The 15,814-nt window shown below is 36.3% G+C and carries 13 protein-coding genes; 6 read left to right on the forward strand and 7 right to left on the reverse strand.

Going from position 1 to position 15,814, the window contains the following annotated elements; all coding sequences use genetic code 11:
• Positions 1-14: 14 nt before the first annotated feature.
• The 3 genes from ACQ5J2_RS14760 to ACQ5J2_RS14770 all read right to left on the reverse strand — a co-directional run bounded on the left by ACQ5J2_RS14760 (position 15) and on the right by ACQ5J2_RS14770 (position 2,252).
• The gene (locus ACQ5J2_RS14760; RefSeq protein WP_432671227.1) at positions 15-575 is read right to left on the reverse strand and encodes an RNA polymerase sigma factor; all 561 of its coding nucleotides are present in this window, start codon (positions 573-575) and stop codon (positions 15-17) included.
• Between the two features lie 245 nt (positions 576-820).
• The gene (locus tag ACQ5J2_RS14765) at positions 821-961 is read right to left on the reverse strand and encodes a hypothetical protein (protein ID WP_432671228.1); all 141 of its coding nucleotides are present in this window, start codon (positions 959-961) and stop codon (positions 821-823) included.
• Positions 962-1,490: 529 nt separating this feature from the next.
• The gene (locus ACQ5J2_RS14770) at positions 1,491-2,252 is read right to left on the reverse strand and encodes a hypothetical protein (protein WP_432671229.1); all 762 of its coding nucleotides are present in this window, start codon (positions 2,250-2,252) and stop codon (positions 1,491-1,493) included.
• Between the two features lie 699 nt (positions 2,253-2,951).
• Between ACQ5J2_RS14770 and ACQ5J2_RS14775 the strand changes: the two genes are divergently transcribed.
• The 5 genes from ACQ5J2_RS14775 (at position 2,952) to ACQ5J2_RS14795 (ending at position 6,612) form a co-directional block, all read left to right on the forward strand.
• Positions 2,952-3,128, forward strand: coding sequence for a hypothetical protein (locus tag ACQ5J2_RS14775; protein ID WP_432671230.1), 177 nt, complete (start codon positions 2,952-2,954; stop codon positions 3,126-3,128).
• Positions 3,129-3,449: 321 nt separating this feature from the next.
• A complete protein-coding gene (gene lysM / locus ACQ5J2_RS14780) occupies positions 3,450-3,908 on the forward strand; it encodes a peptidoglycan-binding protein LysM (protein ID WP_432671231.1) in 459 nt (152 codons plus the stop codon).
• Positions 3,909-4,158: 250 nt separating this feature from the next.
• Positions 4,159-4,971, forward strand: coding sequence for an SRPBCC family protein (locus ACQ5J2_RS14785; RefSeq protein WP_432671232.1), 813 nt, complete (start codon positions 4,159-4,161; stop codon positions 4,969-4,971).
• Positions 4,972-5,419: 448 nt separating this feature from the next.
• Entirely contained in the window at positions 5,420-6,250 is an 831-nt protein-coding gene (locus ACQ5J2_RS14790) for a methyltransferase domain-containing protein (RefSeq protein WP_432671233.1), read from the forward strand.
• Between the two features lie 224 nt (positions 6,251-6,474).
• Complete coding sequence (locus tag ACQ5J2_RS14795) at positions 6,475-6,612, forward strand: hypothetical protein (RefSeq protein WP_432671234.1); 138 nt, start codon at positions 6,475-6,477, stop codon at positions 6,610-6,612.
• Positions 6,613-6,788: 176 nt separating this feature from the next.
• Here the strand turns inward: ACQ5J2_RS14795 and ACQ5J2_RS14800 are convergent, their stop codons facing one another.
• The 4 genes from ACQ5J2_RS14800 to ACQ5J2_RS14815 form a co-directional block, all read right to left on the reverse strand.
• The gene (locus tag ACQ5J2_RS14800; RefSeq protein WP_432671235.1) at positions 6,789-7,520 is read right to left on the reverse strand and encodes a diguanylate cyclase; all 732 of its coding nucleotides are present in this window, start codon (positions 7,518-7,520) and stop codon (positions 6,789-6,791) included.
• A gap of 466 nt (positions 7,521-7,986) precedes the next feature.
• Entirely contained in the window at positions 7,987-9,252 is a 1,266-nt protein-coding gene (locus ACQ5J2_RS14805; RefSeq protein WP_432671236.1) for an ice-binding family protein, read from the reverse strand.
• Positions 9,253-9,293: 41 nt separating this feature from the next.
• Positions 9,294-11,618, reverse strand: a complete 2,325-nt coding sequence (locus tag ACQ5J2_RS14810) for a T9SS type A sorting domain-containing protein (RefSeq protein WP_432671237.1) — start codon at positions 11,616-11,618, stop codon at positions 9,294-9,296.
• 36 nt (positions 11,619-11,654) lie between these two features.
• Positions 11,655-11,852 (reverse strand): hypothetical protein, encoded by a 198-nt coding sequence (locus ACQ5J2_RS14815; RefSeq protein WP_432671238.1) that lies wholly within the window; start codon positions 11,850-11,852, stop codon positions 11,655-11,657.
• A gap of 328 nt (positions 11,853-12,180) precedes the next feature.
• On the opposite strand from ACQ5J2_RS14815, the gene ACQ5J2_RS14820 reads away from it, so the two are divergent.
• Entirely contained in the window at positions 12,181-15,708 is a 3,528-nt protein-coding gene (locus ACQ5J2_RS14820; protein ID WP_432671239.1) for a PAS domain S-box protein, read from the forward strand.
• Positions 15,709-15,814: the final 106 nt, after the last annotated feature.

A 15,814-nucleotide genomic window follows, 5' to 3' on the forward strand; every position in this document is an offset into this window, starting at 1 on the left:
ATCATCCCACTTTACTATAAAGTTAACTTGATGTAAATAAATACCACAGTACCCGTTGCCATAATGTGACGCAGCTGAATCAATGCCTTAGATACTTGATTCCTAACCGTTTGTGGAGCTATTCCTAATTGTTGAGAAATTTCATTAACAGACCTATTTTGGTATTTACTCAATAATAAAATTTCTTTTCTTTTTTCAGGGAGTTGATCTAAAGCAAGTTTAAGACAATTGAGAATCTCTGGGTGTTCTTCATTTATATTATCAATCAGGTAATCTTCGATATCGCTTAGTAAAGTAGTGGATTGAATTTTATCTTTTTTATAAAATGAAAAAAATTGGTACTTCACACTCTGAAATAAATAAGATTTAAGATTGGTTATTTCAGTTTCATCCCTTTTTTCCCATAATTGAACAAAAATGATTTGAAGTATTTCGTTGGTCAAGTCCTTACTACCAGTAAGTTTAAAGCAGAAAGCAAATAGCTTCTCCCAATACATATCATAAATGCGATTAAAGGCTTTATGATCACTTTGTTTGAGCCTTTCTAATAAGAAAATATCATTTGCTGGTTCCAATTCGTAAACTATTTGTAGGACAAATTTAACCAAGTTTCAAAACTGATTTTATAAATAATCATTAAGAAATTGAGAAGAATTTACAAATACTGCAACACTAGAAAAGATACACAGAACATAAAAGTGAATAAATCAGTTTTACTGTATCAGTCTTTAAGGTTAAAAGTGGGAACTGGGTATTCTTGAAAAGCCACCAAACGGAATACCTAAGAGTTAAAACCAAATAATCAGTGATACTTATGTAATTATACATTCCAGCAATCGTTACCTTTCTTACTAATTTCAGTATCAAGTGCAGCAATAACTTTTTCTTTTTCCTTTTTATAATTTTGTAAAAAACCAGAAAATCCAATTAACAAAATTAGTACGAATAGTAGTTTTTTCATAATCTAAAGTCTTAATATACAAATAATTCCTTTTTTACGATACGTTAAATTTACAAAATAACAATCCATAAAAAAACCCCTACAGGTAGGGATTTTTCATGTTTTTGTGATTATTATCGTATTTTAAGTAATCGGCCGTTTCTAAAATGTATATCTCTCTTTTTTTTGTAGTCTTTTCTACGCTGCGTGCGTTTTCCTACAAAAAAATTGGGAAAACAATAAGCATAGTACTTTATATATTTTGTTTTTTAGAGAAGTACACGCCAAAATAAAGCTGATTTTTACATATATTCTTTATTTTCACATCAAAAATAGAAGTGCAGTAGGATTCTTAATTTCCCAAAACTAAATCCTTTCACTTTTAGGAACTCGGCTAAAAACAAGTGCTTTTAATCAAGCTGTTCCATTTCTTCCATCGGACTTCCGAAATACCAAAAATACCTTCTATTAACACCCCCAGCCTCCCAGAAAAATCCTAATTCATAAATCCTAATTCCCAGATCCCAATTCATAATTCATAACTCATAATTCATTCACCACTAAAAACTCCAACACAACGCAAACCAACTCGATCATCTTCAGTAGCAGGAACTAAAGTATCCCCAACAGCATCAAAAAACCGCATACTTAAAAACGCAAGTCTAAAAGTAGGAATTGAAGGTAAATCAGCAATCACAAAATCAGGCAAACCAGAAGACAACTCCTGTGTAGAACAAAATAGTTTTTCAGCCGAGTAAGAAGTCCAACTTAAGTCCGATACAGTATAGTCAACAACAAAGTAATGAAAACACACAGTGGAAGCATCCTTTTTAAACAGGTCTTCATCAAGTGCAAAAGCCCCAAATCGACAATGCATTCCCAACGAAGAAACCTCCAAATTCGTAGCCAGTAAAGCCCCTAAATGTTGACCAGGAGTAAATGAAAAGTCACGCAGCATTTGCTTTCCTGCAGCGGTTTTCAAACCACCCCCCACACTCCGACATCCGCGAGCAGACAAACAATCCTGCAGTTTAACCTGAATCAGAAGGGAAACCAAATCATTATGCCATTTACGTTCCAAAACTGCCGGCAAGGAGCTCATGATAGATTCCCGGAGTAACCGCTTAACACCAGATAATTTGCCAAACTCCGTACCACTCTCCCGCACAGGTTCCATCGAAGGCTTATTCTTTATCGCATCACGCGTAAATCCACCACCCGCCTTTCGTGCCCGATAGTCTCCCTCACTACAATAATAATTAACGCCTGCAATCGTCCCAGTAATCCGAATCTTCCCAACTTGTCTTGCCATAACCTACTAATTAGAAGACAAATATAAGAAATATAAGAATACAATTCATTTTGATAGAACTTAAAAGTAGCAACCAGTACAACCATAAGCCCTACCACAAATAGTTCGGAACAATCCATCGGACGTACAGTGCCGTAAAAAAAACATAATATTTTGCAGCAAAAGCCTGCCAAAAAAAACAATAATCAAAAATTTGTATACCTAGAGCAAGATAAATTTAATAACCTGTATAGTTATTTTAGTACGAGTCACATTCGGACCAAAGCTATAGCAAAGCCATAGCAGAGCCTACCATATGGCGTATATAATGTATGATATAAGCCCCCTTAATGAATACAAGATGCATACACAATCCATATCCAACTCGTAATACACCCAAAATATACCAATGCTAGAAAGGTTTATTTAGAACCATTAAATAGTATCGCCTTCATTCTCCCTTTCACTTTTCCATCCAGTGAATAAATAGGTAACAACTATTAATTAGTATGAAAAAAAGATCTTTTTTTAGTAATGCTTCTTACAACTCCAGTCAGTATCCGCAATCAGACAAACCAACTATTCAAAAATCGATAATCAAAAATCAGTAGTAGAAATACTTAAACATTTATTAATAATTTTATATAGTAAACAAGTATGTAATTCCTACCTTTATAAAACGATTAACCGAGGAAACCTCCTCTCAAAAAACCAACAGCTATGGACAATTTTAACGAACTACACGATTTAGAAAACGCCATCTATTTCGCCACTCCATCAGAGGACGATCGAAAAGACAAAGAAAAACAAGAAATTAAAGAAGAACAAAACAGTGATTGGGGGGATGTGCACCCAGCAAGTGGACCAGAGCCTACCGCACCCGGTAATGCCGTATAATGCTTTGTGTAACGCGTAAAAGCTGCCTTTGGGCGGCTTTTTTTTGTTTCTGGATGCACTAGGAGTAACTTGTAAAACTTTGAAATAATTCAAGATATTCTATTGACGGGTGGACTAAATTCGACTAACAAAACGACACTCCTAAAACGCTTCCCGAGTCACAAATTTCGCTGAATTGATAAAGGCAGTGAAATATATAGCGCTACTGCTGTTGTACCAATTGAAATGGCACAACAAAACCCGTTAATCCTGTAACCCCACTTTTCAGCGAATTAGTTAATTTCGTAACAGACATTTAAATAACAATTAAAACCAATAATTATGAGCTTATTTTCATTTATAAAAGGCGTAGGAGAAAAGATTTTCACTAAAAAAGAAACAGCTACACCTGAGGCAGAAAAACACCAATTAAAGTCGAGTGAATTGATGGAGTACGTCAAGAAGCTGGGACTGAAATATGAAATATTGAAAATCACGCTTCGTGGAGATGATGTAGTATTAGAAGGAAAAGTAGCAGATCAAGCGGATTCAGAACGGATTACACTTGCCGTGGGTAATGTAGAAGGCGTGGACATCGTAGACAATAAGATGCAGGTATCGGAAGCCAAACTAGCTTCTAAGTTGCACACTGTGGTTAGCGGTGATACACTTTCTAAAATTTCAAAGACCTATTATGGCGACGCGATGAAATACAACAGTATTTTTGAAGCCAATAAACCAATGCTTACCGATGTAAACAAAATATATCCGGGTCAAGTTCTACGGATTCCAGAGTTATAACAAAATATCCATATTTGAATGAAGGAGTCGCTCACGCGGCTCTTTTTCCGTTTGAACATAGTTTGAAATGGGTAAAGTTGGCATCCGCTATTTCCAAAAGACAACAACCTTACACAGGCGATGTGCTTCACTACTATTGAAATTTCAAAACAAAATAAGTGTATACTGTAATGAATCCTAACTAGTTATCTGATAAATTTGGAGTACAAATTGCAATCATAAAATATACATAAATTAAAAAGAGTACACTATGAACACGACAGAAGAAACACAGAACCACTCAAAAGGAACAATGCCAACAGGCAGTGCGGTATCGGGTACCAATCCCGACCGTTATTCCAGTTCACACACAGTAGAAGAAGCAGAACAGCTTTCGAAAAAGGTAGACACAGAAGCCTGTAAAAGTTTAATACCCGGCGTAAATGCAAACGTCAGTAACCTCGAACGCATGATTATGGTTGCAGCTGGAGGCTATATGTTGTACAATGCCCTTTCTGGAAGCAAAAAGAATATGCCGCAAAGTATCGCTGCCACAGCGATGCTTGCACGAGGTATTACGGGTTATTGTCCTGTTTACAATGCAGTTGGAAAAGTGGAAACAATGAAAAGCAGCAATGTCAACATCCGAACCAGCATCAGTATTGACAAACCGGTGGATGAAGTTTATGCCTTTTGGCGTAAATTGGAAAACCTTCCCAAGTTTATGTCGCACTTAAAAACCGTTGAGCAAAGGAATGACAGTCATTCGCATTGGGTAGCTCAAGGTCCAGCAGGAATAGGAACGCTAAGTTGGGACGCTAAAGTTTTAATGGACGAACCCAGTCGTATATTGAGTTGGACGTCACTACCTGGCTCGACTGTAGACAATGCCGGTAAAGTAGTCTTTAAACAACGAGGAAGCCATGGCACCGACTTAGAAGTAACCATTTCATACCATGCCCCACTTGGCGTTGCCGGAGAAGCAGCTGCAAAGCTTTTAAATCCTTTATTTGAACGAATGGTGAAAAGCGATATCGAAAACTTGAAGTCCTACCTTGAAACCGGTACTGTGGCGAACGTATAAAATTTTGGCACTTTATAATTGAGAACTTTAGCACAGGATTAATTTAATTCTTGTGCTAAAGTTTTTTGGTTTTCAAATCATTTATAAACCGCAGACTACACATTCTAGTGTTTATTACTCCAACTATGCCTTCAATTTCAGAAACCCAATGCCAACCGGCTGTGTAACCAAAGTTACGCACGGTATGAATTAAAATACCTACTTTTACTATCGATTTATTAAGCGCTACCGCAAGATCTCTCTCTAAAACGGGATAATCCAGTTACAAATGCCAGTGATTTATCGTCCAGTAATTTCATTAGAAATACAGCAGTATTCGGTGGAAGCGTTTCGTTTTTCCACTCTTGATTTCTTGCTTTAAAGATTGTTATCCGTTGGGACTACTTTTCAGAAGCACGAGGAACAAGCCCTTACAATTATAATTTAAATAGTTAAAGAACAGATTAAAATGAGTGAAGAGAATTGTTGTGTAGTTACTTGTGACCGGCCATTAGACCAGACCTTTTGGGAAAATCAATACCAAGCACGTGCCACGGGTTGGGATCTGGGCGAAATTTCGCCACCTCTTAAAACCTATATTGATAAAATTCAAAATAAAGCGCTTGCGGTATTAATACCAGGATGTGGAAATGCATACGAAGCTGCATATTTGCTAAAGCAAGGTTTTACCAATGTGACCTTAATTGACATCGCACCTGCATTAGTACAAAGTCTGCATGATAGGTTTACCGCTAATCCAAACATCACTATTATTTTAGGAGACTTTTTTGACCATCAAGGCCGCTATGATTTGATTCTTGAACAAACTTTTTTTTGTGCCCTACCTCCTACTATGCGGCAAAAATATGTATGGAAAATGCACCAATTATTGTCCGCTAACGGCATACTTTCAGGATTGTTATTCAATAGAACTTTTGAGGCAGGACCTCCTTTTGGTGGCGACGTGAAAGAATACGAAGCACTTTTTCAAGAGGTCTTTGTATTTAATGCAATTGCTTTGTCGAAAAATTCGATACTTAGTAGAGCGGGTACTGAACTCTTTTTCGAATTTTCTAAAAACGCATCGGTTCATGTAGACTTATATAATTTTGAAGGAATAACCTGTAATGGATGCAAAAGTACAGTGACCGCCAAATACCTTGCCCTCGATGGAGTACTTCATGTGAGTATGAACACCAACTTTTCTGAAGTACTGATTGTCAGCAAAGAAAAGCTTACTGTAGAGGCACTGCAAAAGGTAGTATCTTACGATGAAAACTATAAAATAAAGAAACACTAATGACACTTCAGTTATTAGTCGAAAATATAAAATGCGGTGGTTGCAGGAATAGCATTACGAATGCCTTATTAAAAACGAAAGACGTTACAGAGGTCCGTAGTAAAAAAGTCATCATCGTTGAAAGGATTAGGGACAAATATACGTGGCCTAAATTGGCTGGACAAGCCTCGCATCTTGATTAAAATGAATGTACCCACAAAACAGAAACAAATCTTAAAAAACGAATGACGAACGCGATTATTTTTGGTTTGATACTCCTGCTCCTCATCGCTGGATTTGGATGGCTTTTCTATAAATTAGAAATTCAAAAGAACAAACCCAAGGACAAAGTAGATCCTCCTACTGATGATACGAAAGAGTAAAATAGGCGATGCGAAAAGGTTGGTATTTATATCAAATAACAACCCTTGAATAGTGCTATATGACTTTATAATTACTCAAAAAGACGTTGGGGTTATCGGGTGATTTTCAGCTTTAGAAGGTAGTCTTTGAATTTGTTTGCCTGCTCTTTCAAATAAAAAGAATATAATTTTATAAATTACCGCTTTTTCTTCTCCTTTAAAACATTGATTTTTGTGGTTAGTTCCTGTGTAAATACGTCAAGTGCACATGCGGAAGTTTTCATTCCATCGATTAATTCCTCACAACCATCGGGCAGGATGCATGCTTCAAGTTGGGTTGCAATCCCAAGGATATTGACGACTGGACTTCGGACCGCATGCGAAGTCATAAACATCATTTCCTCTAAACCTATAATGTATCTTTTCTGATGCTCTTTTATTTTCTTGAGGGATTTGTTAACGGCGTGTAATTCGGCCGCTCGTTTTTCTTTTTCACTATTTTGGAATACTAATTCCTCATTAGCAATAATTAATTCCCCTGCTCGTTTTTCTTTCTCACTGTTTTGAAATAGCAATTCCTTATTTGCAACAATTAATTCACTTGCCCGCTTTTCTTTCTCACTGTTTTGAAATAGCAATTCTTCGTTTGCGATAATCAATTCAGCTGCTCGTTTTTCTTTTTCACTGTTTTGAAATAGCAATTCTTCGTTAGCGATAATCAATTCAGCCGCTCGTTTTTCTTTCTCACTGTTTTGAAATAGCAATTCTTCGTTAGCGATAATTAATTCAGCCGCTCTTTTTATTTTTTCAGAAATTTGATACGCTAGTTCTTTATTGGCAACAGACAATTGATCGGCCTGTTCTTCTTCAGTACTCTGATAATTTGGCGCATACTTTTCTGAAGGTATTTTTACTATTTTTTTTTTCATTTTTCTGAAGTTCTCTTATTTCAAACTCAACAATTTACTATAAAAATAGCTTTTTTAAACTACAATTAACAGCTTAAAAGTTTATTTTTCAAATGATATGTAGTCTTATCAAGAAGAATGCTTTGTTGCAATAATCCATTTTATAGTAAAGAACTAACGAAGTTCGCTCTATTAACAACGGCTGTTTTTGCATTTTTATCGATGACAGCTGCTTTTATCAACGTTGTAACAAAAATCTAGTCCACACTTACCGGCTCCACTACTCCCACTTTTAGGTGTACTTTAAAAAACAGCACTTTGGGATGCTTGCAAAAACCAATAATCTGAAATCAACAAAATTTTTTTAATCGTTTGATGTACTAAAAAAGTTTAGTTGGTTTTAGTTTAGCACTAAAGAATTGTTATTTCTAATTTTAAACTTTGCTATAAATGGAGTGGAGCGAATGCATGAAATACTGCACTGTCCCTAATTCGAACGAATAATCGTAAACGTTCTATTTTCTATTATTGCTTGGCCTTCATCCACTTTCCAACGTATTTCAATAATATCTCCTTCAGTGGTATCAATTTTAGATTGAAGAAACACCATTGAGCTCGGTGAATCTATTCTTCTACTAGAATTCAATACCTCCGCTCCATTTTTAAAAACGCAATAGGAACTACTGCTTGGAATACTTGTCGTCCCTGCAGGATAGATGTTTCCATCAATCGTACTAAAACTTGTGGCGGCTCCTGCTCCAGTTCCCACGTCTCCAGTTACTGAACAAGTGGGACATCCTGAAACACCACCACTAGCGGTGAACATTACAAAAGAAGACAGTACTCCTAAATCAAAAATAGAAGATCCAGAAGGAGCCGTTAGTACACTTCCCGCCCCCATGGTCAATGCACCAATGGTGGACATCATCCGACCTTCAAGATCTGTATTGGCACCCAAAGCAACCGCAGCGTCATGGGCAATTAAAGTTCCTTTCATTGTTGTAGGTGCTCCAGTAGACATAGCCCCTTCCGATACCCAAAAGACATTGTTAGCGTTTGCTCCATTCGTCAAACTTACAACCGTGCCTGAACCGGTAGTAAATGCACCTGTGCCTCTAATAATAAACAGCGCATCTGGATTACCGCCCCCATCTAATATTAGAGAGCCGGCAATTGATGGTGCTCCAGTAACGTCATATACACCCGGAAGCAAGGTCTCACCACTACCAAAAACAAGCGTGTGCGACACACCACCTGTGGCACTCATTAAATTACTATAAATGGCATTAACATCAGTAACTCCTTGTGTCGAACTAAATGTTTTACTACTGGAAATCTGTGCATTAAATAAAACAAGGTAAGCACCTGTTGGCGGTGAAACGGTCATGGCCGGTATCAACTCAAATACTTCTGATGAAGTGCTGACCTCATCACCTTCAGAAATAGAGGCAATTGTAGGTACTGGACCTTCCTGGCCTTTTATACCTATCCAATTGGGTACCGCTGGAGTTCCAATATTTAACTGACCGTCGTTCAAATCAGTATTGTAAATCATCAACCCATTGGCAGGAAGTGTAATTGCATCTCTTTGTGTTGAGGATAACCTTGGCATCAGAAGTCCTTTGCTTTCTGAAGCTACATCTAGCATTGCGGAAGCATCCGGCTCGGTAATACCAATTCCTACTTGGGCAGAAAGAGTTGTTGCTGTCAATAGCATAAATGGCAACAAGCAACACGTTAAAATATTTTTCATAAGATTAGTTTTAATAAAAGTGAATAGCATTAGTTGACTATTTATAGGTTAATTAATTTTTGAGTAGCAACAGTTCCGTTCGCTAATTTGATTTTAGCGATGTAAATCCCTTGTGGTTTATCAAAATTACTCGAAAAGCTTTCAGTAGCTAAATCAGTATACGTTACAATCAAACGTCCTGTAATGTCATAAATTTGGATTTCAGAGATGGACGTATTTGCAGTAGCCCGAAATTCATTATTATGGATGAATGCCGATATTGTTTCTATTTTAAAATCTGTGTTATTGAGAACGTTACCCTCATAGACTACGTCAAATCGGAAAGCACTGGCTTCTGCAGTTTGCGTAAACGAATAATTATTTACACTTAAATTGTGGTAAATATCAAGCATTTTATCATGCAGGAAAACAGGAGTTGTCTCAAATATCCCTTCTGTAGTTGCAAGACTGATGGTAAAACTTTCGTCGGTTCTTTTGTCTAACAATAGAGGTACGATGTCCTCGATTGTGAAGGCAGACCGTGTTTGAATGGTAAATCGTGCATTTTCAATTAGCGAACTCAATTCAGAAGAACTTCCCGAGGGTCTTTGCGAATCGTATCCATTATCGTACCCTAGAGTACCTTTAGTATCGTCATAAGCAATAAGGATTTGACTGAATGAATTTTGAGAACCTTGAAGATTCAGTCTAAACTTTCCGTTAGTAGTTGTTGTATTGATTGCTTTTGGCAAAGGCGCGTCAAAGAATCGCACACAGTTATCCATCGTAATCGTCACAGAAGATGCTACAGATTGCAGCAATACCGATTCCATTGGTAAAATAGTTCCATCGGGAATAGTACCACCGTCAAATGCAGCGGTACCACCAGACTGATTGTAAGTGGCAAAATCTGCATTGTTATAAGAATTAGCCGATAATGAACCTCGTGCGGTATGATACGTCCAGTAATACAATGTTTTATCTACAAAACCATCTGCTAATTCCCAAAACTTCTGACCATTTATTGGAGAAGGATAAGGATTTCCCAGTCGCATATAGCCTCCCGTTTCCGGCAAAGTCATTGCATAACTTCCGTTATTTGTAATTCCTTCAATCTTTACATGAATATCTTCTTTTTGAATGTACCACGCCTCTTCCGCATTTGACGTGCTGTAAGGTGCTTGACTTCGTACCGTTGCAGAAAACCCTCTTCCTATGGGCGTGTTAACCGCTGTTGCATTGATTGCTGCTACACCCGCTAGGTTAAAAGTACGAAGTTGCAGAAATGCAGCATTCGCTTGTACATCAAAATCATCATTTGTAGCTACATTTTCTTTGTTCAGAATTTGCGTAAAGAATGACTCCGCATCATTTATTGGGTTGCCCAAATATACATAGTCGTAACGACGCATTTGTTCAGCAATTTTTGTCATTTGAATTTTTGGAGCATCAGCCGTTGGATTTTGCTGAATTACTGATGCCAAATTCGACATAATAATTTTTCCTGTACCTACAAAACCATTTACAACGGTAAGTTTTTTTCCATCAGTTAGAGTTACATCATTATTTAAGGTTACCGAGTAGCATTCTAAATGGGATGCTACAGTCAAAGGTCCATCAATAACGATTGGGTCTGTAATTCCTGGTGCAGAAGGAGACCAAGAGGTCCCATTCCATGTTTTTATAATTTCAGAAGAAGTTATTGGTGTATAGCACGCTATATCCTTTCTAGAACCAATTGCGTAATTTGAATAAGTCGCTAAATTCACGTCTTGAGTAGTTGTTATCGATTCTAAAATAGGATTTACTTCAGAGTTTAAAGCAATCCATTTAGCCCCATCGTATCCAAGAACGGTCAAGTAGTCAACTGGTTTTATGCCTAAAATTGCATCAAGATCACTGTCGTCACTCCAATACATCGTCACTTTTCCAGTATTACTCGAGGCAAGACTCCAATATTCTGAAGCTGAAATATTATCCACTTCGATATCCAATGTCGTTCCTATTGCATCCGGATTTCCAACATAGTAAGCACTAATTATTGCTTGCGAATTAGATGCTAGGACGCCTATAGGTCCATACGCTGTGCCAAATCCCAATGGAATCTTGTAGAATGCAGGTTCAACTGTAGGATATATTTTTACAAATCCATCGACAAAATTCAAGTTGGACGCTGTAGAGGTATTCAATGCAACCGCAGAAAGTGAAAGTACACCGTTAGAAACAGCTCTCGAAGTTTGCGTTTGGGTTCCAAAGTCAAAACTTTCGTTGACGTATAGCTCTGTACCATTCTGTACATATAGTATGCCTGTGTTTTTAACTTGTGCCAACAACGTTCCAGAAGAGGCAAGAAGTAGCAATGCGGCAAGTAATTTTTTATTCTTCATAAATTTTACTTTTTAGTTTTCATGTAGAAAAATGATTTAGTTATTGCTTTTATTAAGCCGCAACGATGCACGAAATTGATAGAATCCAACTACTATTGCAGAAAGAAATACAAAAGGTATCCAACTGTCAATAGGCACAATTTCAGGGTCGTCCGTTGGTGGGCCAAATGGTGGCGGAATAGTCTGTCCTTGTACCACAGTACTCATGGTAGTACAAGTCATAAGTACTAACATAAGTAGTTTTTTTTTATTCATATTCTATCTCTTTAATAATTTAGGATTGATGGAGCTTTTACTTCAACTAACATTTCGTTGCATAAAAAATACTGTACTAAACTTAAATTTGCGGTTTTAAGTCCAATATTTAGAATTCTATTAAGCTGCAACGACAATGGGTTTATAAAGGTTTCTCTATTCGCAGAATTCAAAAGTAGTATTGACAAGTCATCAATCTTATTTTACTACTTATAATCTAAAAATATATCCGACTGACTTATAATTATACTTGTGTGAGAAATAGTTCCCTACCTAAAAAATGCATTTATTTGATTAAAAATAAACCATGAAGGCAAATCACCTATTGAATAAGGAATTAAATAGATTGTTGTTATTTGCCTCGCAAATGGCGGGATGCAATGATGCTTTTATAAGTTTAAAAATAGGCGGTACGCATCATATTGCATCAAAAATAGGCTTAACAGCAATCAATTCTTTGGATGATTTTACTTTTTTTGAAGCACTACTTCAACAGAAATCTCAGTTGACCCTTGATTTATCAGAAAGCAAAGAAAACTTCTTCCACATTGCCCATCCACCTTCTTTTGATTTTATGGTGGGTTTTCCCGTTAAAATAGCGAATCGTGACGAGGTAGTTGCAACCTTTTGTGTTTTCGGCTCTTCCCCTACCCCTTCTCAAGCACAACTAAAAACCCTTAAAAATATAAAACTTCAGATTGTTTCTTTATTACAAATGCATTTTGATAATAAGACCTTAAAAGCGGCACTGCTACACAAAACAACTGAATTGGATTTTTTTGTTGCTAATGCAACAGAATTTATTTTTCATTTAGATGTAAAAGGGAATTTTACCTTTTTGAGCACGCCACTCGATTCCTTAAGTAGTCAAGCAGGAAAAAACTTGTTGGGAACGCATTTTAGCACTGTGATTCACCCAAAAGATTTGCCTTCTTGTACGCAATTTTTAGAAAATGTTTTGACCACTACAAATACCACCACTGAACATGCCGTTAGAATCAAGAATACAAAAGATATTTATATAGGGTACACCTGTAATTTGAAATTAATTCGTGAACATGATTCTATAGTTTTTTTGGGAATAGCACGAAAAGTAACCAAGATTGTTGACAGTCAACATAAATTACAGGAACAGAAAGAATTTTATGAAAAAATACTGAATGAATTGCCAACAGGAATCGCCGTTTACGACCAAGAATTTCGCTACAAATACTTAAATCCCGCCGCAATTCAAAATAAAGAGTTGCGTAAATTTGCCATAGGTAAAACCAATTTTGAGTATGAACAATTTTCTGATAGAGATTTATCATTTGCAGAAAACCGACAATTAAAATTTGAAGAAGCCCTTTTAACCAAAAAAACAATCCAATGGAGTGACGAAATCTTGAATAAAACAACAGGATTGACGAGCTACCACGACCGTACATTGACTCCCGTTTTCTTTCAAAACGGTACACTTGACCTTTTGATTGGAATTGGAACCAATAGTACGGAAAGTATTGTGACTCATAAAGAAATGGTGCGAATTAAAATACTAACTATCAACATCGTGCAAAATGTTGCCGTAGGCATTCTTGTTCAAGGGCCAGATTCTGAGATTATTGAGTACAATAATGCAGCGTGCGAAATGTTGGGTTTAACCCAAGAACAACTGATAGGAAAAACATCCTACGACAAACATTGGAGCGTCATAAATTTTGACGGAACAGAGTTCAAACCTGAAAATCATCCTGTACCACAAGCTATAAAGCAATTAAGACCTATAAATAATGTTGTTATGGGTGTACATAGACCCCATACGAATGATTTGGTATGGCTTTTAGTGGATGCTGTACCTGTTTTTGATTCAGAAAAAAAATTACTCTATGTCGTTTGTTCTTTTAATGATATTACGGTCCAGAAAAAGGCTGAAATAGCCCTGAAAATCAGCAACGAGCGCTTTGCACATTCAAGTACTGCTACTTCTGATTTAGTTTGGGATTGGGATTTGGCATCGGGACAAATTTTTATAGGCGATGCTACTACGGGACATTTTGGCTATAATTTGAGTGATAATACCTTACAAGCTAAAGACATAATTGATTATATACATCCTGATGATGTAAATAAATTCAGTAGTAAGTTGAATGATTTAATAAAGAGTTCTGAACTCCGTTGGCAAGACGCCTGTCGCATCCGGAAGTTTGATGGAATGTATGCCTCAGTGAAAGTACAAGCAGTAATAATTAGAGATGAAACAGGCAAGACTGTTCGAATGATTGGTGCTATGCGGGATATTACGAGTGAAGAACAGTTACAAATTGAATTGCAACAAAGTGAAAAGCAGTTTAAAGATGCTTTTAATAATTCGGGGGTTGGAATGGCAATTGTGGATCTAGACGGTAATATGAAAATTGTGAATAACCAAATTTTAACTATTTTAGGCTATAGTTCTGACGAACTGAGAACGATGACTTTACTGGATTTATCTTACCCTGAGGATAAGCAGCAAGATGTACAAAACCTAGATTCTTTAGTTTCTGGTAAATTATCAAATTTCAGCAGGGAAAAAAGATACAAACATAAAAATGGCTCCATTGTTTGGGGACTAATATCTGTTTCATTGATTAAGAACGCACAAAATGACCCCATGCACTTCATCAAACAAATTATTGACATTACCCACAAAAAAGCAATTGAAAAGTCCAACAAATTACTGCTTGAAGAAAACATCAAAAATAAAGCGTTACAACTTCATGAAGTTAAAAACATGTACCGACTTTTGGCCGAAAATACCGTAGATCTTGTTTGTTCTCACAGTTTAGACGGTACTTTGCACTATATTTCACCGTCGATAAAGCAAATTTTTGGTTACAAAGTAAACGATTTGCTTGGTTTGACTATAAACCATATTGTGCATCCGGAAGATGTGGAAGAATTACAGAAAAGTATGCAACGCATTTTGGAAGGAAAGGAGGATTATCCCGCTAAAATCAGATTTAGAAGAAAAGATTTTAGCTATATCTGGTGTGAAATTAAAGGGCGGCTTATACAAGAAAATGGCGTTGCTGTAAGTTTTCATACTTCTATTAGAGATATTACACAAACTAAAAAAGCCGAGTTTGTAATTGAAAAAACGTTAAAACGCGAGAGAGAATTGAATGAATTACGAACCAACTTAGTTTCAACTGTCTCTCATGAATTTCGAACCCCTATGACTACTATTCGGTCAAGTGCAGAACTGATTTCCATATATTTACAAAATCAAAAAATCAAGAATGAGCATTTGATTCAAAAAAGAATAACAACCATTATTGGAGAAATTGACCGGATTGTGTCCTTAATGACGACCGTACTAATAATTGCCAAAAATGATGTTGGAAAAACAACGTTTAATCCTACTAGTTTTGATTTAAAACAAACTTGTTTAGATGCAATTGAAATTTGTGAATTCGAACAGAAAGATGGTAGAAAAGTGCAATTGGCTATTGAAGGAAATCCTTTAACCGTTTTCGCTGACAAAAATTTAATGGAATATATTTTACTAAATGTATTGAATAACGCTTTCAAATACTCCGATAATTCTGGCAAAAATGTGAATTTAAAAATAAGTCAAGGCAATAATTTGGTTTTTGTAGAAATAACAGATTTTGGCATTGGAATACCAATAGAAGATCAGCACAAATTATTCAACACCTTTTTTCGCGCAAGTAATAGCAGTAATGTTCCTGGCACAGGATTAGGCCTTTACATCGTCAAAACGTTTACGGAGAGAAATGGGGGAACCATTAAATTGCAAAGCAAAGAAGGAAAAGGAACAAAAGTGCTGTTGCAATTTCCATTAGTTGAAAAGTAGTTGAAAATCAATTTTATACAACTATTTAAAACCTTCTTATTTTACTTCTATAGAAATTGGCATTAAGTAAGCTGATTAGTTTGGTATTGTAATTTGAATAAGTAAA

Source organism: Flavobacterium sp. SM2513, assembly GCF_050908145.1.
In the GTDB taxonomy this organism is placed as follows: Bacteria; Bacteroidota; Bacteroidia; order Flavobacteriales; family Flavobacteriaceae; genus Flavobacterium.